The organism is Limnochordia bacterium, from assembly GCA_023230925.1.
GTDB lineage: Bacteria > Bacillota > Limnochordia > DUMW01 > DUMW01 > JALNWK01.
On the sequence record JALNWK010000045.1, the window covers coordinates 1 to 22,578 of the forward strand.

Below are 22,578 nucleotides of genomic sequence, written 5' to 3' on the forward strand. Positions count from 1 at the left end.
GACATCATCGGGGGGTATGTCGAACCTAATGCACAGACTCAACGAAGGTGGTATGCTTAGCAGCTGTTGAACCTACAGAAATTGGAGATGGAGCCAGTACCCGTGAATCGTTGACTCATACCAGGCCAAATTGCCGCTTGCTTTCCTGCTCATCTGTGGTATAATATATGCGTGTTCTCATAAAAATGAATCTACTGCACATCTCCGAATCCCGACAGGTAGCGGGGGAACCAAATTTTGGGGTGAATCCTAGTTTTGCTAGGTAGGGCAACTTGGGTGCCCGAGCCCGTCAGCTAACCCCGTAGGAGTGCGCCAAGCGGATGTATTAGTCCCCGTTAGGACTTTGCATGCGCTTTTTTTATCGCCTAATGGAGGCAAAGCGCGCTTGACATACTAGATTAGCTGACAGGGTGAATAAACATGACGCTTTGGAACAGGTATCAGAATGATATCCTTTCGGGAATAACCGTTGCTGTTGTTGCTTTGCCTTTGGCTTTAGCTTTCGGAATTGCAAGTGGCGCCGGTGCGTTAGCGGGGCTTTATGCGACTATCTTCGCCGGCTTTGTCACTTCTCTTTTTGGGGGCAGCGAGGTCCAGGTGAGCGGGCCCACCGGTACTATGACCGTAGTACTAGTGGCTATCATCGCCAAGTACGGCATAGAAGGCATGCTTCTTGCTGGTGCATTGGCTGGATTAATGCAGATCGTTTTAGGCATGCTGCGCCTAGGACGGTTTGTCAAGTTCCTCCCTCAATCGGTCATCTCCGGGTTTACAAACGGTGTTGCTATCATTATCTTCATGTCTCAGATCGAGACAGCCCTGCAAACCCCATCCGTGACCCTGGTCACCGCTGCCGCCATCCTTTTTGCCATGTTTTTCGCTAAGAAAATTCCCGCCTCGTTGTTTGGCCTTGCCGTGGGAATTGCGGCAAATCAGTTATTTTTCCACAGTCCACATCTGGTGGGAGAGATCCCTGCCACCTTACCGAAATTAGTTCTACCCCTCGGTCAACTACAGAACATTCGTGGATTAGTCATGCCGGCCATTACCATATGCTTTCTGGGTACCATCGAGTCCCTATTATCCGCAGAAGTTGCCGATACAATGACCGGGCAAACCCACAATGCGAATCGGGAGTTAATCGGTCAAGGATTGGGGAATTTGACCAGCGCTTTAGTTGGCGGCATCCCTATATCAGGGGTAATGGCCCGCACGGCGGTTAACGTTAATAGCGGCGGGCGCACTAGACTAGCGGGAATGGTCCATTCGGTGGTATTACTCATTGTGGTCTTCCTGTTTGGCCGCTGGGCAGCGCATATTCCTCTGGCCTCATTGGCGGCGATTTTGATGGTCACTGCTGTACGCACCGTAGACTGGCCGGGACTGAAACTGGTACCCCAGGCGGGATGGAGCTATGGGATTCCCCTGTTCACCACCATGGTTCTTACTGTGTTTTTTGATCTAACTATCGCAGTGGCAGGAGGGTTGGCCGTAGCGATTCTTTTCCTCATGATTGAGCTAGCAAGACTTCCCCATATCACTCAGCATCCACAGGGACTACCGGAGCATCCCAAGGTGGCGGTGGTAAGCCTCGAAGGACCTGTCTTCTTCCTAAGCACCGAAAAGCTCATGAAACAAGTCCAATCCTTGGCCCAGGGAAGAGAGATCCTGGTCCTAGATTGCACGAACGTACCGGCAACTGATGATACCGCGATCTTGCTCCTGAAGAAAATGGCAAAGCGGTATCAGGAGGAAGATCGCATTGTCTATGTTGCAGGGGTCAAAGGGGATTCCCTCCAGAAACTGGCGGATCTTAAGGTAACTGAGGCTTTAGGTGATCACTACGTCTGTCCCCACTTAGATTTAGCATTAAACAGGGCTTACCAGGATGCTAGCTGACTAAGCCCTTTGGTCCCTTGGAATATGACATGATGTCCCCAACCGTAGAATCGACCAGGAGCAGGAATAGTCTTTACCAATGGAGAAGTGTATTCTATATATAAGAACGAGAATACACCTATTCAGTTTAGACGAATTCGCTGTTACCCGGAGGAAATTGAGCATGTCACCAAGGACAAAAGACAAACCAGCACCTAAAGTAAAATCTTTACACAAGGCAATCCAAGTACTCAAGTGTTTTAGTACGTCCCAACCAGAACTGGGCGTAACCGAGATCAGTCAAATCCTCGATCTGCAAAAGAGCACTGTACATAATATCCTATCAACCTTCGAAGGCGAAGGGTTTATTGAGCAGGACCCCGAGACAAAAAGGTATCGTCTAGGAATGCATATTCTGTACCTGAGCAATATCGTCAGAGAAGGTTTAGGACTGCGTAAGGTGGCTTTACCCGTCATGGAAAAGGTCAAGGAAGCCTTTGGTGAAACGGTTCATTTAGCCATCGAAGAGGATGGCCAAGTAGTCTATCTTGAGAGTATTCAGCCGGCTGATCGCTCCGTTAATAGGCTAGCGGTGGGTAAGCGAGCTTCCATACACTGTACCGGGGTTGGTAAAGCTATTCTCGCTTTCGCCCCCGATGAACGGGTAAAGGCGATCATCGATCTCCATGGGCTACCAAGGTACACCCAGAACACGATCACCCGTCCTCAAGATCTGCTTGAGGAACTTAGAAACACCCGGGCCCGGGGTTATGCCGTGGATAATATGGAGCATGAATGGGGTATTCGGTGCATTGCCGTACCCATCAGAGATGAATCCGGTCGCATTGGTGCTTCCATGAGTATCTCAGGACCGTCAGAGCGATTCCCCCTAGAGGAAATCGACACCATGGCCCAGTCCTTCATCACCTATGGACTGGAGATCTCCCGCCGTTTAGGTTGGGAAGGGTATTAGGGCAGATCATACCCGTTGGGGAAGCATGCGGTTGTTCATGACCAGTCTGCGGTATTGGGCTAAAAGCATGTTAGTCGTCTCCACAGAGCTGAGCCGCTGGGACTTAAGGAGCGCATTCTTGGAGAGATCCGCGCGTAGCGTTGGATCTTCAATTAGACGACACACCGCCGTGGAAAAATCCACTACATTGTAATCCGTCAAAAACCCTTCCACACCATGGGTTACCAAATCCTTAGTTCCTGGCGCGTTAATACCCACCACGGGGAGCCCTGCAGCCATCGCTTCTAGGGTTACGAGTCCCTGGGTTTCTGTGCGGGATGGAAAGACGAAAATATCTCCAGCAAGAAAGGCATCAACTACCTCTTCAAAGGGTCTTTGTCCGGTAAAAAGAACCGCATCTTGAAGTCCGAGTTCCTTAACCTTATATTTCAAGTATTCCAGAAGAGGCCCTCCACCAACATAGAGCAGCTTTGCAGGGAAGCGTTGCCGTACTTGGCTCAACACGTCTAGAAGAAAAGCCGGGCTCTTTTCCTCAGCTATCCTCCCCACATAGGTAAGGATGATCTCATCGGAACCGATGCCATTCTCCCGGCGAAACTTCGTTCCATCTCCCTCTGCAAACAACCCTAGTTCTATACCGGTTGGGATAACCACCGGTTCCTTGGTAAGATGGTATAAGGGCATGATTACATCCTTTACCGATTGCGTCGGTGTAATCACCAGATCGCACTTACGACAGTAGTGCGCTAACCAGCTCACAATAAACCGACGCAATACTGACGTTGCACCGGGCCAGTAGTGAGCATACTCATGATACATCGTATGGTGGGTAAACACCAATGGCAAGCGACATCTCTTACTGACTCCATCTGCGAGACTGCCCATCAAGAATGGGGTATGGCTGTGGATCACATCGATACCTAGCGCGTTGATCACCCGGTAGATCACCGGGGATACCGGCACGGGCAGACGGAAGTCTCTTAGGCTAGGCGCGGAAACCGAGTAAAAGCGAAATACCCTAGTAGCAGGTCCGTCGTTACTATCTTCCAAGGCAAGGACATCCCCTTCTTCCTTGCTATACTTCGGTGCAAACACATATACATGATGTCCCTGTTCTACGAGCTGTTTGGTAAATAGATCTATAGACCGGACAACCCCACTGGAGTACGGTCTGTAACTATCACTAAAAACTGCAATGTTCAATGGCATACTTCATTACCCCTTCAATTGATGCCCATGGGCACTGAACCTCTAATGGTAACTCATGGCCATATATCGATCAAGACATCCACTTTTACTTGGCTATGACTCCGTGGCCAGGCCGATACCTCGTTGAGTTGGCACACATTGTCACCGTATTCTGGAAACCCATGCAGCCTTTTTCGGAGCAAGTTTAACACCCTTGTCCTCAAGCCGAATTGGGCTACTTGGTACAGACCTAACCGATCAGTTCTCCTCTGATTAGTGGATATATCCAGTTAAGTATACTCGATCAAGTCAATTAAGATGCCTGCAAAGCGAAGTCCTCACTAAACACTAAGGATACCTGAGTCTCCTGGACGCTTCCACCTCTTATTCATAGGTCTATTATACCATACACACTAGATGAGGGGCAGGTGTACGGTTCGCCTTTTGGACGCTGTCGGCGGGACGAGTAATACGGGCAAAACACCAGCCTGTGCCAAGGTCGAAAGACAGGACAACGTCCCCTGCATTTATCCAGGGGAAAATGCTCAAATTAGGTACAGAATCTGCTACATATGACTGTAAAAAGCAGGAATCAACCCCATATATGCCGAATCTCAGGTGAGAGATCGAAAGACCATTGGGAAAAGAGGGAACACAGTATGCATAGGATTGCTGTCATACCTGGCGATGGAACTGGTCCTGAAGTCGTCGCCGAGGGTTTAAAAGTGTTGGAGGCTGTCGCTGCAAAACAGGGCTTTGCCTACGAAACAACAACCTTCAACTTCGGAGGTAACCATTTCCTAAAAACCGGAGAAGTACTACCAGATTCCGCAATAGAAGACCTAAAGGGCTTTGATGCCATCTATCTAGGCGCCATCGGCCACCCCGATGTAAAACCCGGTATTCTCGAGAAGGGCATTTTGCTTAAACTACGCTTTGCTTTGGACCAATATATCAACCTACGCCCTGTGAAGCTCTATCCGGGAGTGGACACTCCCCTAAAGGATAAGGGGCCAGAGCATATCGACTTTGTGGTAGTCCGGGAAAACACCGAGGGTCTGTACACCGGGACCGGTGGGTTCACCAAGCAATATACTCCCGACGAAGTAGCTGTGCAGGTATCAGTAAATACCCGTAAGGGTGTGGAAAGGTGCATTCGCTACGCCTTCGACTACTGCAAAAAGCGAAACAAAAGTAATACATTGACCCTTTGTGGTAAAACAAACGTGCTTACCTATGCCTTTGATCTATGGGAACGTACGTTCAATGAGGTGGGTCAGGAATACCCGGATATCAAGCGAGACTACGCGCATGTTGATGCGATTACCATGTGGATGGTGAAGAACCCAGAATGGTTCGATGTTATTGTTACTGACAACATGTTCGGGGATATCATCACCGACCTGGGCGCGATGATTCAAGGCGGCATGGGCATTGCTGCAGGCGGTAACATCAATCCCGAAGGAGTATCTATGTTTGAGCCCATTGGCGGTTCAGCACCTAAATACACAGGCAAAAATGTAATCAATCCCCTTGCAGCCATTAGCGCGGTGGGAATGATGTTGGAATTCCTTGGTGAGGATCAAGCTGCCAAAGCCGTAGAAAATGCCGTGATCACCGTATGCCGTGATCATGTTAAGAGCCTTGCCGCTGGTAAGATGGGTTACAGCACAACCGAGGTCGGCGATCTTGTCGCAAGTTTAGTGTAAGACCATGTTGCTTGGAAAAAGCCGCCTTGGCTTTCCCGGTTTTTGCCGAGAGACAGGCGGCTTTTCTTCTAATGGTCTATTTCAGTTTATCGATGAAGGTCTCCACCTCTGATGAAGTAGGCATGGAGCTTTGTGCCCCTTTGCGGGTTACAGCAATAGCCGCAGCGACATTGGCATACCGAGCAGCTTCAAGCAAGGTCGCCCCCCGGGCTAGACAGGCACCTAGGGCCCCTGCATAACAATCCCCGGCTGCAGTGGTATCCACACTTTCCACTGGAATCCCATAGACCCGTTCCTTAGCATACTGCCCCCATAGGAAGGCCCCATCGGCCCCGAGCTTCACAATCACCTGCTTCGGACCTAGTGATAAGAGTTTCTCTGCGACCTCCTGCACATTCGCCTCGGTTACCGGATCATCCATTCCAGCTAAAACAGCAGCCTCACTGCTGTTAGGTACCAGGATATCCACATTCTCCAAAAGATTTCTGGGTAATACCTGTGGTGGTGCTGGATCCAATATGACCAATGCTTCGTGTTCCCTGGCATAGGCCGCTGCCTTAGTGACTGTCCCGAGGGGAATCTCCAACTGCAGCAAAACCACGTCAGTCTGCTCCCAAATCGCCCCTGGCAAATGCTCTATGGCACAACCGTTGTTGGCACCGGGAGCAACAACGATGGCATTCTCCCCTGCCTCATCTACACAGATAAAGGCAACACCGGTAGATAGATCTGGATCAACGGCTACAAACTCGGTGCCTACTCCACTGGTATGTAGGCTCTCCAGCAAACGTTCTCCGAACTCATCCTTTCCAATCCTACCTACCATAGCGGTGGAGGCATTTTGCCTCGCCGCGGACACAGCCTGATTGGCCCCTTTGCCACCAGGAAACATCTGGAAGTCCGTCCCCAAAACGGTCTGCCCAGGCCGCGGAATGGATGGTGCGGACACCACTAAATCCAGGTTGAGACTACCTACGACTAATACATTACCACTCACATTGTCGCCCCCATCCTTAACTCCACATCACATCTAGTTCCTTTAGAATAGACTTCAATGCATCGACCGCAACTTTGAAAAGGTCCGGTCCACTGAACCCACTCATGGTTCCGGCGGCCTGCAGATGGGGCTCTAAGGACAGGAAGCCATCAAATCCTGCCTTGAATAGCTCCGCCAAAACCCTTTTAACATCCCCATCGCCTGCTCCGGCAGGAACAACCCGCCCATTCTCCAGCAGGGCGTCTTTAATGTGGACATAGGCCACATATTCCTGTACCTTAGTAAAACAATCCTCATAAGGATGTTCTTTACACTGCACATAGTTGGCAGGATCAAAGACTGCTCTTAGCAATGGAGAATCAATGGTCCTTAGGATATCTAGATTCCGCTCTCCCGTATCGCCATAGATACCCTTCTCGTTTTCATGCAGGAGGATTACTCCTGTTCCCTCGACATACTCTACGAAGCGGGATATCCGTTCCATCACATCATCCCGGAAGTACTTTGGATCATCGCCCGCAGGAATGAAGAACGAAAAGATCCGGATGTACTTACTGGAAAGTGCCAAGGCTGTATCCACAATCCGCTTGAAGTCATCGAAGTGGGGTCCAAAATCATCCTGAATCCCGATTTTCCCAATGGGAGAACCAATGGAGGAAATACCAAATCCTCTCTGGTCCAGCTGTTCTTTGATCCTCTTGACTTCATCCTTACCTAAATCCTTTACATTCTTACCGTCAACACCCCGTAACTCTATGTAACGGATGCCGTTTTTCTCCAACTCATCCATCTGCACCGTCAAATCAGGGTGAATCTCATCGGCAAAAGCACTCAAAGTGACCATAGTAGCTCTCCTTCCTCAAATTATTCTTGTATATGAACCACTACGAGCAGACCTGTAGATGGCTTCAATCACTTGAATTGCCCTTTTCCCTTCCTCTCCACAAACATAGGGATCACGGTCAGCCAAGACTGCATCCACAAACTCCTCAATCAGTGGTGCATGGCCTGTACCATAGTAACGTTTACCTAGGAATTCCCCGCATTCGCCCGGGGCAACATCTACCTTAACAGCCCGTCCTTCTTCTTGTTTTATCCATTCCTTGATCTGGGTACCCTCCACAATAACACTTGCCCGATCCCCAAACAGTTCTAACCTTTGGGCAAACCCAGGAAAAGCACAATTGGTAGCGGAGAAAACACACCGCGTACCACTGGAGAAATGTAACACCACCGTAGCCACATCCTCCACTTCAATATCGTGGTTAATGGTTGCCACATCAGCTAGGACACCGTCAACGGGCCCTAATAGGTGCAGAAGAAGGTCCAAGCTATGAATGGCCTGGTTGATCAGTACTCCACCACCTTCGGTAGCCCAATATCCCCGCCATGCATCACCATCGTAGTACTCTTGGCTTCGATACCAATAAACCTGGGCTGCTGCGAATAGGAGTTTGCCCATCTGGCCGGTCTTCACGGCCTGGACGATTTCCCTAGTGGAGTAATTGAAGCGGTGTTGAAAACAAACCCCAAGTCGCACACCGGCCCGCTTACAGGCATCAATCATATCTTGGCAATCCTGCTGGCTAATTGCCATAGGTTTTTCCACTAAGACATGCTTGCCACATGCGGCGGCAGCAACACACATGGGAGCATGCAAGTAATGAGGAGTACAAATGCTAACCGCATCAATATTCTCTTGCTCAAGCATCCTTTGGTAATCCGTATACACTTCCTGAACACCAAATTCGGCTGCTAGTTTCTGTGCCCTTTCCTCAATAGTATCGCAGACTGCAACAAGCTCTGCGTTTTCACATCTTGTTAGTACCGTTGCATGGGTCGGCGCAATAACACCACACCCAATCAGGCCAAACCGTAGCTTCCTAGACAACAACAATCCCTCCGCAGAATTTCGACTCAACCTCTTTTTTCGCTGATCGCTGGAAATATCCTTCCTGAAAACTAGCCTTTATCTGTCGGTAGGACAATCCATTTGGCGTGTCCCGTTACTGGATCTAGCCTACCGTAATCAAAGCAGATGATCTCATCCCGCTTTTTCGGGCAAACGAAATGGGCATCCTGCGACAAAGACGACACCCCATAGTGAAACTGTTCTGTCCTGATCCTTTTGCTGATCTCCCGGGGCGAAAAACCAACCAGATAGGGAAATTGCTGCTCTAGAAATCCTTCAGAGGCGAAAAGATCACGATAGAGGGCACGGCATTCCTTGGACCCATAGGGGGATAAGCTAGCGGGCAACCCGCTTTTGGATTCACTAAGGAGGAAATCAAACTTCAAAAGTTCCACGGTGACCTCTTGCCAATCCGGTCGCCTGCTCTGCAAAAAGTCAAAGAAGATATCATATAGCTTGCGGAGCTTGTGCCCAATACGGAAGTACCCCAAACTACGCCAATACTCGGCAAAATCCTGGAGGAACCTAAAGGCAGAACCCCACAAAGATGCCGCCAGCTTTAAGCTATGGGAGAATCTTTTTGAGTTATAGTAAAGCTCCACTAGCTGTTCCACATCCTTGACTACCAATAGATCCCCATAGCTCATCTCGTTACTGTGCAACACCTCATAGGGTGGAAACCCCGTATATATACAGTCGATCTCCGCGGAGTTCTCACGCATATGCGATCCGGGTAGGAGTTTGAGGAACCCCACCTGAATCCGATGGGGACCCACTGCAAATACATCGTCGAAGGATTGACCAAAACTGCGTAGATCCTCATGGGGAAGTCCTGCAATTAAGTCCACATGTAAGTGGATATTACCAGCCTTTGACAATCGGCTAATGGCAACAAGGGACTTCTCTATGGACATGTTCCTTTGGATTGCCTTTATAGTTCGGGGATTTGTGGATTGGATTCCGATCTCAAACTGAATGAGTCCCGGTGGCATCTTTCGTAGAAAATCCAAGTCCGCCTCCCCCAAAAGATCGGGACGGATCTCAAAATGAAAGGCTGTGTTCTGACTATGTTCCGCCACAAACTGCCAGATCTCCAATGCCCGTTCCTTGGGCCAGTTAAAGGAACGGTCAATCATCTTCACTTGGGGCACTCCGGCATCAATTAGCCGCTTAATGTCCTTTTTCACCCGCTCCATGGAGAAAAAGCGCACCGTCCTACTCACCGACGACAGGCAATAACTACACCCATAGGGACAACCACGACTGGTCTCCAGATATACCAGTTTATTCTCCAAGCCCCCTACCCCATCTTCGTAGGGAGAGGGAATTGTATCTAGGTCAGCAATCTCTTGATAGCCCTCGTTTAGTCGAATCTTGCCATTAGATCGCCAATACAGACCAGGGATCTGGGATAGATCATCCTCTTCTTTGGCTATCGCCTTTAGTAATGCTAGAAAAGCATACTCCCCTTCTCCGGCAATAACGTAGTCTATGGCTGAATGTTGAGCAAGCAACGTCTCGCCAGAGAAGGATGCTTCCGGTCCCCCGAGGATTACTATTAATTCAGGGAGAAGCATACCTAGCGTATCAACGATTTTCGGTACGTACTCGACATTCCATATGTAGCAGGAAAGACCGAGAACCTTGGGCTTACTTCGGTAAATCTCGGAAACAATCGCATCTATTGGTTCATTGATATGATACTCCATAAGCTTAATCTCAGGGAAATCCTCCCGGCAATAGCCAGCCAAATAGCGAATGGCCAATCCCGAATGAATATATTTTGCGTTAACTGACGCAAGGATAATGTTCAATAGTAGTCATCCTCCACAGGGCCTAGTTCCCTTCGTTCTAGCAACCACAAGCTCAGCTTATATGTTCTGAGTTAGCTGTGCATCTTGATTAATCGTTCCATGTTCTTTCCCAAAATGAGTTCTCGTTCCCGTTCCTCCAGGGGTAAACTGCGAATATGCTCCAGTTCCTGGCGTTGGTCACCCCAAGGTGAATCCGATGCAAAAAGGATCCGTTCTGGTCCATGGATCTTGATCATCTCAAGCAGAAGTTCCCGTGGAGCGTAATCAAAGGAGTAGGAAGTATCGAGATAAATGTTCTGCCCGGCCAAATGCTCCAAAGCCTCCTCCCATCGGGCAAAGCCGCCCATATGGGCCCCGATAATCGTAGCATTGGGGAGGCGACGGACTACCTGAGCCAGAGCCTTTGGCTGGCAGCGGACAGGCTCACCAAATCCCACATCTAGGCCTGCGTGAAAAAGAAGCATCAGACCAGTCTGGGCCGTCTTTTCATAAAGAGGGAGCATGCGGTCATCATCGACATCAAAATCCTGGTAATCTGGATGAAACTTAATACCGATCATCCCCAGATGGGCAATCCGTTCGATCTCCTTGCTCCAGTCGGCATAGTCTGGATGTACTGTTCCAAAGCACCTAATCCGCTCCGATTGTATTTGGCCTGCCCAGTTGTTAATATTCTGGACTTGGTCGGGTTTAGTGGCGATATTCTGGATCAGGGAGATATCCACTCCGGACAGATCCATCGAGTCGAACAGTCCTGGAACAGTTCCATCAACATAGTATCTGATTTTTGCGCGGGCTGCTAACATCGGAATCGCTCTGGCGGCAATGTGTTCCGGAAAGCAATGGGTGTGGGCATCGATAATCATGAATAATTGGGCGCAGGAAAGCGAATGTCCAAAATGCGCCTTCCTCCTGTCTATTGGTAGTCTATCCTCTACCCTATTAGAGGTTGCTACCGTTATTTCCCGGTGCTACTGGGTGTGATAATCCAACCTGGCTCCTTTGGAATCTCTCATTATATCTTACCACAGTCAACCCTAAGCGTCACAAGAACTAGTACAGATTGACAGGAAAATCCCTGGTATTTGGGGAAAGATACATTAAGAGCAAGAACTATTGTATCCTAGTTTGTCTAATTAGAGCACAGCACATGCAGGGGGAGAAAGATGTCTCGAAAACAGTTGGAGCCACCGTCCCATGTAAGCTACCTGTGCACCAAACTTGAAGAAGCCGGTTTCCAAGCGTACATCGTAGGAGGTGCAGTACGGGATCTGCTCCGTGGGGTGGAACCTACCGACTGGGATATCTGTACCGATGCTCATCCTGAAGAAGTAGCATCGGTATTTGAGACAACACTACCCACCGGCGTAAAATATGGCACAGTGACAGTACTTATTGATGGAAGACCGCTGGAAGTCACCACAATGCGACAGGACGGTACCTATACCGATGGACGACACCCTGTGGCTGTAACCTTCGGTACTGATTTAATAGAGGATCTTGCCCGACGAGACTTTACCATCAATGCTATCGCCTACAGTCCCATAGATGATCGTTACATTGATCCTTTCGGCGGAAAACGGGATATAAAAAAGGGGATCGTCCGAACTGTCGGGGATCCCAAGCAACGTTTCCAAGAAGATGGTCTGCGGATCCTGCGTTTCTTCCGTTTTGTGGCTACTTTGGACTTCAAACCTCATCGGGCTACTTCACTTGCAATTGATCCCAACTGGCTCTTGCCCATTAGCAAAGAAAGGATAAGGGATGAGTTTAGTCGTCTGATCACCGCCCAGGAGCCAACCTATACCTTACGTTTAATGCACCGGCGGGGAGTATTAGGCGTGGTCATTCCAGAACTGATTCTCTGTGACGATATTCCCAAGGGCGGATTCGAAAAGCAAAGCGTCCTTGAGCACTCCATGGCTGTAACTGGCTTTGTGGAACCCAACCTTGTACTGCGTCTTGCCGCTTTGCTCCATGATGTCGGTAAAGGCAAAACACTGACGTGGGACAGACATGGTGCACACTATTACGGTCATGACCGGGTTGGCGAGGTAATGGTCCAAGACATCCTCGGCCGATTGCGCTATAGCAAGAAAGTAATCAACCAGGTATCCCACCTAGTGCGCTGGCACATGTTTCAAATTGCCCCCGCCGCCACTAAGCGAGCCCTCCGGCGTTTTATCGCTCGGGTGGGCAAAGATACGGTGGATGATTTACTCAAGCTCCGCTGTGCTGATATACTAGGAAGCCAGCCCCGGGACATGGTCCAGGCGCGCTCATATTTGGAAAGCCTTACACAACAGATGCGAGAGATTCTACAGGAAGATGAGGTTTTCTCTCTCCAGGACTTGGCCGTCGATGGCCGAGACCTACAGACTTATCTGGAACTTAGACCAGGCCCTATCATAGGTAGTACATTGAGTTACTTATTGGAACAGGTTATAGATGAGCCCGACCTAAATCAAAGGGATATCCTACTACAACTCGCAGCAGACCATCTGAATACCAATAAGACCAACTGAATTAGCTATGTTAAAGCCATTATAATACTGTGATGTTACCGTCTCATACCATGTTCTGGTGACCCTTGACACAACTGAGTTTTTGTGTTACTTTCACCATGAAAGCATTTTTGGGTTTCTTGGGTGGGAGAGGAAGTTATGGCTTTAACAGAAAGACGACGTCAGTTTCTAGAAGCGATCCACCAGCTATATGATCAAACCGGAACGCCGGTCCACTATACTGATCTGGCCTGCAAGCTCCAGGTAAGTAAATGGACGGCCTATGACATGGTAAAGATTCTGGCGGGTAAAGGTCTTGTTCAGCTTCAGTACCTAAATGATCGCGAAGCCGGACAAGTAGGTCGTTCACGACTAGGCGCGGTACCCATTGAACCCGAAGTACCTACCAAAAGAGATGGGATCCTAAGCGAAGAAGTCCATAGAACCAAGAAGAGCTTACTGCATCTTTTCCATGAGATGGACGATAGTCATATCTGTCTGGAAAGCCTTGTTCATGATGCTAGGACCGCTGTATCCAAAGAGCTATCGTTTATCTATCTTATTGCAATCATTTTCCTTTTAATCAAGATGCTCTCCCCTGTGGGTGTACAGTCATGGCTTAGAACCGCAAGCATTGAAACAGGGTTACTCAGTGCATTAGGGTTTGTTATTGGCCTTGCTGTCCGATCGACTCTTCCAACGGACGTTCGTACCTACCTATATACCCAAATAGCTGAGGCGCAGTCTTTCCCTGATGAAATATCAAAAGCGGAAAGGGCACGCATCTTTGACTTCTGGCAGGAGACCCTAAATGCTATTTAGAGCAGGGCATTTCCTGCCTATTTTTTATTTGAGCTTTTGAATAACGTTAAGCATAAGGGAGGAGCCTATACACGGAAGGGACCAAATCATAAGTTATACTAAATCTTTAAAATGATCTATTAAGCGAAAAACTCGGTTTTGAAAAAGGAGGTAGTACGATGGGGCCAATCAAGCGATTTGTTGCTAAATTTGCTATTCGACGGGCAATTGGCTATGCAGAAAAAGATCCTGAAGTAAACGTACCCAAGTTATTAGACTGGTCAGAACGGTATGCCAGACTTGATGAGCACAAATATGTCATTAACGAGATCAGGAAGTACTGGGCGACCCCGGATAACAACTGGCGACAACTAATTTTGCGGGCCTTTGAAGAATTAGACCCTGAGGTACGGAAAAGGTTTATGGCAAATTTCTTTGTGTACTCCGGGCTGTACGGAATACCCAAAGGCTATGAAATGGTAGAAAAATATGACTGCAATGTTCCTTGGACCATTTTGATGGATCCCACGGCTGCGTGCAATCTAAGGTGCATCGGATGTTGGGCGGCGGAATACGATAAGCACGACTCTCTGGATTTAGAGACGTTGGATCGAATCATTAGAGAAGGTAAACACCTAGGGATATATACCTACATTTATTCCGGTGGCGAACCCCTCATGCGCAAGGACGACCTGATCACCCTAGCCCGGAAGCACTCAGAATGTGTCTTTCTATCATTTACCAACGGTACTCTGGTGGATGAGGAATTCGCCGAACAGCTAAGGCAAGTGGGTAATCTTTTCTTGGCAATTAGTGTTGAGGGGATGGAAGCCGAAAACGACCTGCGGCGTGGAAAGGGTACTTACAAAAGAATCATGAAAGCCATGGACATTCTTAAAGAGCATGGCGTAGGTTTTGGTTTTTCTGCGTGCTATCACAGTAAGAATACCGAAGCAATTGCCTCCGATGAGTTCGTTGACCACATGGTCAAAAAGGGGTGCATGTTCGGATGGTACTTCACCTACATGCCTTTAGGAAAGGATGCTCAGCTGGATCTTCTCGTCAGTCCTGAGCAAAGAGAATGGATGTTTCACCGGGTACGGCAGCTACGGAATGAAAAACCCATCTTCCTCATGGACTTTTGGAACGATGGCGAATTCGTCAACGGATGTATCGCCGGTGGGCGCCGGTACCTTCATATTAATGCAAGAGGCGACGTTGAACCCTGCGCCTTTATTCACTATGCTAACATGAACATTAAGGACTGCACCTTACTTGAGGCTCTTCAGTCCCCATTATTCCAGCAGTACCGCAAGCGTCAACCCTTTAATGAAAACCATTTGCGCCCTTGTCCCCTACTTGATAACCCTAATCAGCTTAAGGAAATGGTCACCGAGGCCAAAGCGTCTTCGACACAGCCTGGAGATCAGGAGGCTGTAGAGGACCTCACGGACAAATGCCAAGACATCGCCAAAAGGTGGGGTGTAGTGGCGGACAAGGCCTGGAATGAACACTTGAGGAAAATTGAGGAAAATAAAGCTAAGCAAAAAATGGCCCAATGATTGCAGCTGTTGGCCAAGGGAGTTGGCAGCAAAAATGCCAACTCCTTTGTATTTGAGGGACACATCGCCCCCTAGTTTCGTTAGAAACCATTGGTTAGACCGAAACAGAAGTTGGCGGCTACGCTCTGACACGCAACAGGAGACACTCTGTTACCAGTCTGCTCTTCCCCCGACAGCTGCTTGCCCAGATCATGTACAATATGGGAAGAGGCAGGAGTACTATACGGGGAGGAAGTAAAATGATTACCACAGAAACGACTTCCGCCGAAATCGAAGCAGTCTATGACAAAGCCCGAAGGGCTCAGTTGCCATGGTCTCAGCTTCCCGTCAAAGAAAGAGTCAGATACCTTCATGAGCTACAGGCTAGCGTTCTAGAACAACGGGATAGCCTGTGTCAGGTAGTCTCCAAGGATACAGGTAAACCAAAGCTTGAGTGCCTTGTGACCGAAGTCGCACCCATCCTTGATACCATCAAGTACATGCAGAGGAATGCGTGCAGTATTCTCAATGCCCACAGGGTGCCTACTCCCCCCTTGCTTTACGGCCGAAGATCCTCCATCGAGTATATGCCTCGAGGAGTGGTGCTTGTCATTTCCCCGTGGAACTACCCGCTGCAGCTTACGGTCATCCCCATGATCAGTGCCTTGGTAGCTGGCAACACAGTGATTGTTAAGCCTTCTGAGGTAGCCGGTGGTGTCCACCAGTTGATTCGACAGTTGTTTCAACACTTTCCTCCTGATGTGGTGCAGGTGGTCCTTGGGGACGGTAACCTTGGTGCAGCTTTGGTTGATGGAGGACCGGATCATATCTTCTTCACCGGCTCAATCGCCACCGGAAAAGCGATCCAAGCTCAAGCGGCACGCCAGTTGATCCCCACCACGCTGGAACTTGGCGGTAAGGATCCAATGATTGTCTTTGCCGATGCCAATATGGAACGGGCTGTACAAGGGGCCCTGTGGGGAAGCCTTACCAACTGCGGACAAGTCTGCTTGTCCACCGAACGCCTTTATGTCGAGGAAGCCATCTACAGTACCTTTATGCAAAAACTTGTGCATGAAGCCAAGAGACTAACCCAAGGTAGCCACAGTGACTGCGACTTAGGTACTTTGACCCTTCCCCAACAAGCGCATACACTCAAAGAACAGATTCTAGAAGCCCTATCCCAGGGAGCGCAAATCTGTCTTGGCCCTACGTTGGATGATTTAGGGAAGGATCAACTCTCCTTTCCCATCATCTTGACTGGGGTAACCCATAATATGAAGATCATGCAAGAGGAGACCTTCGGTCCTGTACTTCCAATTATGTCCTTTACTAACACCGAGGAAGCAATAGCCCTTGCTAATGATGCAATCTATGGATTAGGGGCAAGTGTGTGGAGTTCTGATCTAGCTCGTGCTAACTACGTGGCAAGCCGCCTGATCTGCGGTAATGTTATGATCAATGATGTGCTTGTCAGTATTGCCAATCCTCATCTTCCCTTTGGTGGGACAAAACAAAGCGGTCTGGGCCGCTATCACAGTGCAGCAGGACTGAGAACCTTCTGCCATGAAAAAGCAGTCATGGTGTCCTCTGGTAAGTATCCCAAGGAGCTGTACTGGTACCCCTACAAGGGGAAATACCCGTGGTTTTCCCAATTAATTGCTGGCTTCTATTCCCGCCCCCGGAAATTGCTTACGGCTTTACGAAGCTTCATGGCGCTACAAAGGGAAACACGAAAATAGTAAATCCTTGTTTCGGGGTGAAAGTTGACTTAGCTGGTAATCCATGTATAGTATAGATGTAGCATAACTTCGCAGTAGTACCCTTGGGTCATCAGGCCCCGGACTGAGGTTTGCGGCCTGCAAGATTTCTATTCACTCGCTTACGCTAACTTATCTACAACACATAAGCACCACCCAAGGTTACAATTGTGGTTGCTACTTACAGTATGTACTCGAGGCAGACAGACCTCATAGCAGGCTATTTCATTAGGCCTTTACGGCTGTGCAGATTGAGGCTTACTGGTCTTGCACTTTGAGTAACCCAAAGGAAAACATAGCAGATATCACTTACTATAGGGAGGTGCTGTGGTGAGCAAAAAGACCCCTTTGTACGGGGAACACACAAAACTAGGTGCCAAGATTACTGAGTTTGCGGGATGGTCGATGCCCCTGCAGTATACCGGCATAGTAGCTGAGCACAACTTTACTCGGTCCAATGCCGGACTATTTGATGTATCGCACATGGGACGAATCAAGGTTACCGGAGAACAGTCGATTTCTTTCCTCGAACATATCCTGTCAAATAATGTGACAGACATGAAAGAAGGGCAAATTCGCTACGCCTTTATTCTCAACGAAAGTGGCGGAGTCGTTGATGATATCCTAGTCTACCGACTCAGCAGCAGGGAGTACCTGCTAGTAACTAACGCCGCGAATCACGAAAAGGACCTACAATGGCTGAACAAACACAATACCCACGGTGCAACGATTAAAGATGAGACCATGGAGACAGGGCAGCTGGCACTTCAAGGACCTAAAGCATTGGAAGTTCTGCAGGGTCTTACCAACTTCCCCCTAGACGCAATGAGGTATTACCGGTTTGATTGTAATGTGGAACTAGCCAAGATCCCTTGTTTAGTCTCCCGCACAGGATATACCGGGGAAGACGGATTTGAGATCTACTGTATGAAAGATGGACTAATTCCACTGTGGCAGGAGATCCTGGAAAATGAGAACGTAGCGCCTATCGGCCTTGGGGCTAGGGATACCCTGCGGCTGGAGGCGGCCTTACCCCTTTACGGGCATGAACTCAATGAGGACATTACACCCCTGCAGGTTGGACTAGGACGGTTTGTAAACATGAACAAGGATTTCCTAGGCAAAGCGGCTTTGGAAGAGCAAATATCTGCGGGAATTCCCACAGAACTAGTCGGCTTAGAGACGGTCAAGGGAATACCTAGGCATGATTACGTTGTGTATGATGGAGATAATAAGATAGGGGTAATTACATCGGGCTCCTTTGCCCCCACTTTGAAGAAGCACATTGGCATGGCAATAATTAGTACCAAGCCCACGGGAGAAATCATCGTGAAGGCTGGTAGTCGTACCTTACCCGCCACCATAGTGCCACTTCCATTTTATAAGCGCTAGCACCGATAAAAAGGAGGAAGGAACAATGAGCAATCCCAAGAACCTGTTGTATACTGAAACCCATGAATGGGTAAAACAAGATGGTAACGTAGCCTACGTAGGAATCACCGATTATGCACAAGACTCCTTGGGCGATGTAGTCTTCGTGGAGCTGCCCGAAAAGGGCGCGGATATTGAGGCGGGCGACACACTAGGCTCCATTGAGTCCGTTAAGGCCGTATCGGATATCTATTCCCCGGTATCCGGTACTGTGGTGGAGATAAACGCGGAACTGGAGGAAGCACCTGAGCTTCTTAACGCAGCTCCTTGGGATACTTGGATCTTTGCTGTGGAGATCAGTAACACCGATGAACTTGCGGAACTACTAAATGCCTCAGAGTATAAGGCTTTCTGCGAGGATGGGGAGGAATAGCAAGTGCATGCTTACATTCCTCATACACAGCACGATAGAAGGGAAATGCTAAATGAGATCGGGGTATCTTCGGCAGAGGAACTCTTCGACGTTATTCCACGAGAGCTCCAATTAGGCCGACCCTTGAATCTTCCCCAGGCCCTGTCTGAGCAGGAGCTTTTGACCCATATGAATGCTCTGGCGGAAAAAAACAAAAGGCCCTTAAGCTTCCTAGGGGCGGGGGCCTACGAGCATCATATTCCAAGTGTCGTCAACCATATCCTAATGCGGTCTGAGTTCTATACCTCTTATACGCCGTATCAAGCGGAAATTAGCCAGGGAATGTTACAGTGCATTTTTGAGTATCAGACTATGATCGCCCAAATCACTGGAATGGATGTGTCTAACGCATCTTTGTATGATGGGGCTACCGCTACCAGTGAAGCTGCTTTTATGGCCGTCAATGTTACGCGCCGAAACAAAGTCTTGGTACCATGGAACGTTCATCCACAGACACGCCAGGTTTTGCGTACCTACTGCAATGCGGCGGGCATCACCTTGATTGAGTTGGAGAACCAAGATGGTTTGAGCCTTCAGGAGATAATAGAGCAGTCTTTGGATCATGATACCGCTGGTGTCATCCTTCAAAACCCCGACTTCTTTGGCTGTATAGAAGATCTGCAGGGGATCGCCGACATTGTGCACAACAACAAATCATTGTTAATTGCTAGTGTTGAGCCCATTTCCCTTGCACTCCTCAAACCGCCGGGACAATCCGGTGTCGATATCGCAGTGGGAGACGGTCAAAGTCTTGGCAATCCTTTAAGTTTCGGAGGACCGTCTTTGGGCTTTATGGCTGTAAAGGAAAATCTACTACGCCGCATGCCCGGTCGCATCGTAGGGCAAACCAAGGATCAAGATGGCAGAAGGGGATTTGTACTAACCCTCCAAGCTCGGGAACAACATATTAGGCGGCAAAAGGCGATGAGCAACATCTGCTCAAATCAAGCCCTAAATGCCCTAGCTGCCACCGTATATCTGGCGACCTTAGGCAAGGAAGGCTTCGTTGAACTAGCCACCTTGTGCATGAATAAGGCCCACTACGCCAAGGATCTGATCTGTGCCATTCCTGGATTCGAGTTGGCCTTTGATTCTCCTTTCTTCTGCGAGTTTGCCATAAAATGCCCCGGCAATGCAGAAAACATCGCCCAGCAAGTGTTACAGGATGCACAGATCCTGCCCGGTTACTACCTGGGGCAGGAATATCCTGAACTAAGCAATGGTCTGTTGATCGCGGTTACAGAGACAAAAACCCGCCAGGACATCGAGCTTTTGGCAGATGCCCTAGCAAAGGCCGCTGTCACAGGAGGTGATTTGGCATGAAGACCAACCAGGACTTTCCTTTGATCTTTGAGCGAAGTCGTGCGGGGCGCAGGGCCTTGGATTTGCCCCAAAATGACGTCCCAACAACTGGAAAAACACTACCAGAGCATTTGCGCCGTCAAGAGGCCGCAGCCTTGCCTGAAGTTTCACAGGTTGATCTCATCCGACACTTCACGGCCCTATCCCGGCGCAATTTCGGTGTTGACAACGGGTTCTATCCTTTAGGATCCTGTACCATGAAATACAATCCCAAAATCAATGAGGACATTGCACGCATACCAGGCTTTGCCCAAATCCATCCAGAACAGCCCCCCGAGACGGTTCAAGGGGCTTTACAGGTCATCTACGAGCTGGGACGGATGCTATCGGAGATCACAGCCATGGATGAGTTTACCCTGCAACCTGCGGCCGGTGCCCATGGAGAATTGACTGGCTTGATGCTAATCAAAGCCTATCATCTCCATAACGGAGACTCCCACAAGACCGAGGTGTTAGTCCCCGATTCAGCTCACGGCACAAACCCGGCTAGCGCCGCGATGGCAGGGTTTGACGTAGTAGAGGTCAAGTCCAATATGGCAGGACTAGTTGATCTAGAAGACTTAGCAAAGAAAGTCAGCGATAACACAGCAGCGCTCATGCTTACAAATCCGAACACCCTAGGTCTGTTTGAAAAAGATGTCAAGGAAATTGCAGACATTGTCCATGCCAAGGGAGGCCTCCTCTATTACGACGGGGCCAATCTCAATGCAATCATGGGTATTTGCCGACCCGGGGATATGGGGTTTGATGTAGTCCACTTGAACCTGCATAAGACCTTCTCCACTCCCCACGGCGGTGGTGGACCGGGTAGTGGACCAGTAGGTGTGAAGAAGCCTCTCATACCCTATCTTCCAGTTCCGACGGTCAAACAGGAGGGGCAAACCTACACCTTCGATTACAACCGTCCTTTGAGCATTGGTCGTGTCAAGTCCTTCTACGGAAATTTCGGTGTCTACCTGAAGGCCTATGCCTATATTCTGGCCATGGGACCTGATGGTCTTAGGCAGGCAAGCCAAGATGCCGTTTTGAATGCCAACTATCTCCTTCATCAACTAAAGGAATGCTACGAAGTGCCGTATCCCGACCGGTGTATGCACGAATTCGTTATTTCTGCGACCACCCAAAAGGAATATGGAGCTTCGGCACTGGACTTGGCAAAACGTTTACTGGATTTCGGCTTTCATCCACCCACAATCTATTTCCCCTTAATTGTAAAGGAAGCGTTGATGATTGAGCCTACTGAAACCGAGAGTAAGGAAACTCTCGATGCCTTTGTGGCCGTCATGGCAGCGATCGCTAAGGAGGCCGAGGAAACACCACAGGCTCTACAAAATGCCCCTCATCATGCAACTGTAAGCAGACTGGATGAGACTACCGCCGCCCGTCACCCTGTTTTAAAGTGGACTGGCGAAGACTAGACGTTAATCGAGGAGGTAACCGATTATTTCGGTTACCTCCTCTCACGCCTCCAAACATGACATCTGGCAGTTCATCGGAATTGATGCACTGCACGCAAAACCTTCATATCCGAGGGCTTCAGAACGGGAAAGAGTTGTGTGCAGAATAGGGCTATTGGAGATTCTCCGGTAGCCTTTACTTGTGTTTTGTTCAATTCCTAACCTTCCGCAGCACCGTGCCTGATTCGGTTATCATGTTTTGCTTCAATGCGTTTACAGTACCTACACTCATACATTCGCCGGGTTGCTTGGCAGGTTCAGGTCTGCAAGGCGGACCGTAGCTTCTGGATTTTCAGCTAGTGGTTGGCGCCGTCAACCCCACAGAGGACTTTCATCAGCCATCCGTGCAAGAAGGGCAAAGGCTATTTGCCCTTGCCCTTCTTGGCCATCTCCTCTTCAGCACGCTTAATTGCCTGCCGTACAAGAAGACCAGCCTGTCTGGTGGTTATTTCCCCCCAATCTCCGTCCTTCACTCGATCGAGAAACCCAAGTTCTTCGGCTAACTCATACTTCAAACGTTCCGACATGATCTTGGCCAAATAACCACCCCGTATTTAGCTTCCCGTGGCATGTTCCTTGTTATACTGGTAAGAGTCTGGAATAAAAAAAAGGCCACCTTACACATAAGGTGACCTCACAATGGCTCCCCGGGCTGGATTCGAACCAGCAGCCACCCGGTTAACAGCCGGGTGCTCTACCGTTGAGCTACCGAGGAATAAAATAAGTTCCCGGCAATGACCTACTCTCCCACTGCGTCACCACAGCAGTACCATCGGTGCTGGAGGGCTTAACTTCTGTGTTCGGGATGGGAACAGGTGTGGCCCCTCCGCTACAATCAC

General features: G+C 49.1%; 18 protein-coding genes, 1 tRNA gene, 1 rRNA gene and 1 riboswitch. Of the genes, 11 read left to right on the forward strand and 9 right to left on the reverse strand.

All coding sequences use genetic code 11. The features are described 5' to 3' along the window. Positions 1-192: 192 nt before the first annotated feature. A riboswitch (cyclic di-AMP (ydaO/yuaA leader) is annotated at positions 193-324 on the forward strand. Positions 325-420: 96 nt separating this feature from the next. Together M0Q40_09795 and M0Q40_09800 are read left to right on the forward strand one after the other, a co-directional pair. Continuing rightward, complete coding sequence (locus M0Q40_09795; GenBank protein ID MCK9222894.1) at positions 421-1,899, forward strand: SulP family inorganic anion transporter; 1,479 nt, start codon at positions 421-423, stop codon at positions 1,897-1,899. Positions 1,900-2,062: 163 nt separating this feature from the next. Next, positions 2,063-2,851, forward strand: a complete 789-nt coding sequence (locus tag M0Q40_09800) for an IclR family transcriptional regulator (GenBank protein ID MCK9222895.1) — start codon at positions 2,063-2,065, stop codon at positions 2,849-2,851. Positions 2,852-2,857: 6 nt separating this feature from the next. Here the strand turns inward: M0Q40_09800 and M0Q40_09805 are convergent, their stop codons facing one another. Further along, positions 2,858-4,060: a glycosyltransferase gene (locus tag M0Q40_09805; protein ID MCK9222896.1), complete on the reverse strand. Its 1,203-nt coding sequence runs from the start codon at positions 4,058-4,060 to the stop codon at positions 2,858-2,860. A 638-nt stretch (positions 4,061-4,698) separates the two neighbouring features. Here M0Q40_09805 and M0Q40_09810 point away from each other — a divergent pair. Continuing rightward, positions 4,699-5,748: a 3-isopropylmalate dehydrogenase gene (locus M0Q40_09810; protein ID MCK9222897.1), complete on the forward strand. Its 1,050-nt coding sequence runs from the start codon at positions 4,699-4,701 to the stop codon at positions 5,746-5,748. Between the two features lie 76 nt (positions 5,749-5,824). Here the strand turns inward: M0Q40_09810 and rbsK are convergent, their stop codons facing one another. From rbsK to M0Q40_09835, 5 genes are all read right to left on the reverse strand, one after another. Next, positions 5,825-6,745: a ribokinase gene (gene rbsK, locus M0Q40_09815; GenBank protein MCK9222898.1), complete on the reverse strand. Its 921-nt coding sequence runs from the start codon at positions 6,743-6,745 to the stop codon at positions 5,825-5,827. 16 nt (positions 6,746-6,761) lie between these two features. Beyond that, complete coding sequence (locus tag M0Q40_09820) at positions 6,762-7,589, reverse strand: sugar phosphate isomerase/epimerase (GenBank protein ID MCK9222899.1); 828 nt, start codon at positions 7,587-7,589, stop codon at positions 6,762-6,764. 15 nt (positions 7,590-7,604) lie between these two features. Continuing rightward, positions 7,605-8,636: a Gfo/Idh/MocA family oxidoreductase gene (locus M0Q40_09825; GenBank protein MCK9222900.1), complete on the reverse strand. Its 1,032-nt coding sequence runs from the start codon at positions 8,634-8,636 to the stop codon at positions 7,605-7,607. A 71-nt stretch (positions 8,637-8,707) separates the two neighbouring features. Next, positions 8,708-10,471, reverse strand: a complete 1,764-nt coding sequence (locus M0Q40_09830) for a B12-binding domain-containing radical SAM protein (protein ID MCK9222901.1) — start codon at positions 10,469-10,471, stop codon at positions 8,708-8,710. 71 nt (positions 10,472-10,542) lie between these two features. Further along, positions 10,543-11,277 (reverse strand): amidohydrolase family protein, encoded by a 735-nt coding sequence (locus M0Q40_09835; GenBank protein ID MCK9222902.1) that lies wholly within the window; start codon positions 11,275-11,277, stop codon positions 10,543-10,545. 360 nt (positions 11,278-11,637) lie between these two features. On the opposite strand from M0Q40_09835, the gene M0Q40_09840 reads away from it, so the two are divergent. The 8 genes from M0Q40_09840 to gcvPB all read left to right on the forward strand — a co-directional run bounded on the left by M0Q40_09840 (position 11,638) and on the right by gcvPB (position 21,700). Further along, positions 11,638-12,996, forward strand: a complete 1,359-nt coding sequence (locus M0Q40_09840) for a CCA tRNA nucleotidyltransferase (protein ID MCK9222903.1) — start codon at positions 11,638-11,640, stop codon at positions 12,994-12,996. A gap of 138 nt (positions 12,997-13,134) precedes the next feature. Further along, on the forward strand, positions 13,135-13,797 hold the full coding sequence (locus M0Q40_09845) for a hypothetical protein (protein ID MCK9222904.1): 663 nt from the start codon (positions 13,135-13,137) through the stop codon (positions 13,795-13,797). A 158-nt stretch (positions 13,798-13,955) separates the two neighbouring features. After that, positions 13,956-15,338, forward strand: a complete 1,383-nt coding sequence (locus M0Q40_09850) for a radical SAM protein (protein MCK9222905.1) — start codon at positions 13,956-13,958, stop codon at positions 15,336-15,338. 239 nt (positions 15,339-15,577) lie between these two features. Next, positions 15,578-17,059 carry an aldehyde dehydrogenase family protein gene (locus M0Q40_09855; protein ID MCK9222906.1) on the forward strand — a complete coding sequence of 494 codons (1,482 nt, stop codon included), beginning with the start codon at positions 15,578-15,580 and terminating at the stop codon, positions 17,057-17,059. Positions 17,060-17,407: 348 nt separating this feature from the next. After that, positions 17,408-18,469, forward strand: a complete 1,062-nt coding sequence (gcvT, locus tag M0Q40_09860) for a glycine cleavage system aminomethyltransferase GcvT (protein MCK9222907.1) — start codon at positions 17,408-17,410, stop codon at positions 18,467-18,469. A gap of 25 nt (positions 18,470-18,494) precedes the next feature. Next, entirely contained in the window at positions 18,495-18,881 is a 387-nt protein-coding gene (gcvH, locus tag M0Q40_09865; GenBank protein ID MCK9222908.1) for a glycine cleavage system protein GcvH, read from the forward strand. A gap of 3 nt (positions 18,882-18,884) precedes the next feature. Then, the gene (gene gcvPA / locus M0Q40_09870) at positions 18,885-20,243 is read left to right on the forward strand and encodes an aminomethyl-transferring glycine dehydrogenase subunit GcvPA (GenBank protein MCK9222909.1); all 1,359 of its coding nucleotides are present in this window, start codon (positions 18,885-18,887) and stop codon (positions 20,241-20,243) included. Further along, positions 20,240-21,700: an aminomethyl-transferring glycine dehydrogenase subunit GcvPB gene (gcvPB, locus tag M0Q40_09875; protein MCK9222910.1), complete on the forward strand. Its 1,461-nt coding sequence runs from the start codon at positions 20,240-20,242 to the stop codon at positions 21,698-21,700. The genes gcvPA and gcvPB overlap by 4 nt, the downstream gene beginning before the upstream one ends. A 401-nt stretch (positions 21,701-22,101) precedes the next feature. Here gcvPB and M0Q40_09880 read toward each other — a convergent pair whose 3' ends face one another. The 3 genes from M0Q40_09880 to rrf form a co-directional block, all read right to left on the reverse strand. Further along, on the reverse strand, positions 22,102-22,266 hold the full coding sequence (locus M0Q40_09880) for an alpha/beta-type small acid-soluble spore protein (protein ID MCK9222911.1): 165 nt from the start codon (positions 22,264-22,266) through the stop codon (positions 22,102-22,104). Positions 22,267-22,379: 113 nt separating this feature from the next. Further along, positions 22,380-22,454: transfer RNA gene (locus tag M0Q40_09885), tRNA-Asn, on the reverse strand. A gap of 11 nt (positions 22,455-22,465) precedes the next feature. After that, positions 22,466-22,578, reverse strand: a 5S ribosomal RNA gene (rrf, locus tag M0Q40_09890); the annotation flags it as partial.

Excerpts from the sequence above, each read along its gene's own strand:
- M0Q40_09850 (MCK9222905.1), top strand. The coding sequence starts at position 13,956 with ATGGGGCCAATCAAGCGATTTGTTGCTAAATTTGCTATTCGACGGGCA.
- M0Q40_09805 (MCK9222896.1), bottom strand. The coding sequence starts at position 4,060 with ATGCCATTGAACATTGCAGTTTTTAGTGATAGTTACAGACCGTACTCC.
- M0Q40_09800 (MCK9222895.1), top strand. The coding sequence starts at position 2,063 with ATGTCACCAAGGACAAAAGACAAACCAGCACCTAAAGTAAAATCTTTA.
- M0Q40_09880 (MCK9222911.1), bottom strand. The coding sequence starts at position 22,266 with ATGTCGGAACGTTTGAAGTATGAGTTAGCCGAAGAACTTGGGTTTCTC.
- M0Q40_09820 (MCK9222899.1), bottom strand. The coding sequence starts at position 7,589 with ATGGTCACTTTGAGTGCTTTTGCCGATGAGATTCACCCTGATTTGACG.
- M0Q40_09810 (MCK9222897.1), top strand. The coding sequence starts at position 4,699 with ATGCATAGGATTGCTGTCATACCTGGCGATGGAACTGGTCCTGAAGTC.
- M0Q40_09840 (MCK9222903.1), top strand. The coding sequence starts at position 11,638 with ATGTCTCGAAAACAGTTGGAGCCACCGTCCCATGTAAGCTACCTGTGC.
- gcvH (MCK9222908.1), top strand. The coding sequence starts at position 18,495 with ATGAGCAATCCCAAGAACCTGTTGTATACTGAAACCCATGAATGGGTA.
- M0Q40_09835 (MCK9222902.1), bottom strand. The coding sequence starts at position 11,277 with ATGTTAGCAGCCCGCGCAAAAATCAGATACTATGTTGATGGAACTGTT.
- M0Q40_09845 (MCK9222904.1), top strand. The coding sequence starts at position 13,135 with ATGGCTTTAACAGAAAGACGACGTCAGTTTCTAGAAGCGATCCACCAG.
- M0Q40_09795 (MCK9222894.1), top strand. The coding sequence starts at position 421 with ATGACGCTTTGGAACAGGTATCAGAATGATATCCTTTCGGGAATAACC.
- gcvPB (MCK9222910.1), top strand. The coding sequence starts at position 20,240 with ATGAAGACCAACCAGGACTTTCCTTTGATCTTTGAGCGAAGTCGTGCG.
- M0Q40_09855 (MCK9222906.1), top strand. The coding sequence starts at position 15,578 with ATGATTACCACAGAAACGACTTCCGCCGAAATCGAAGCAGTCTATGAC.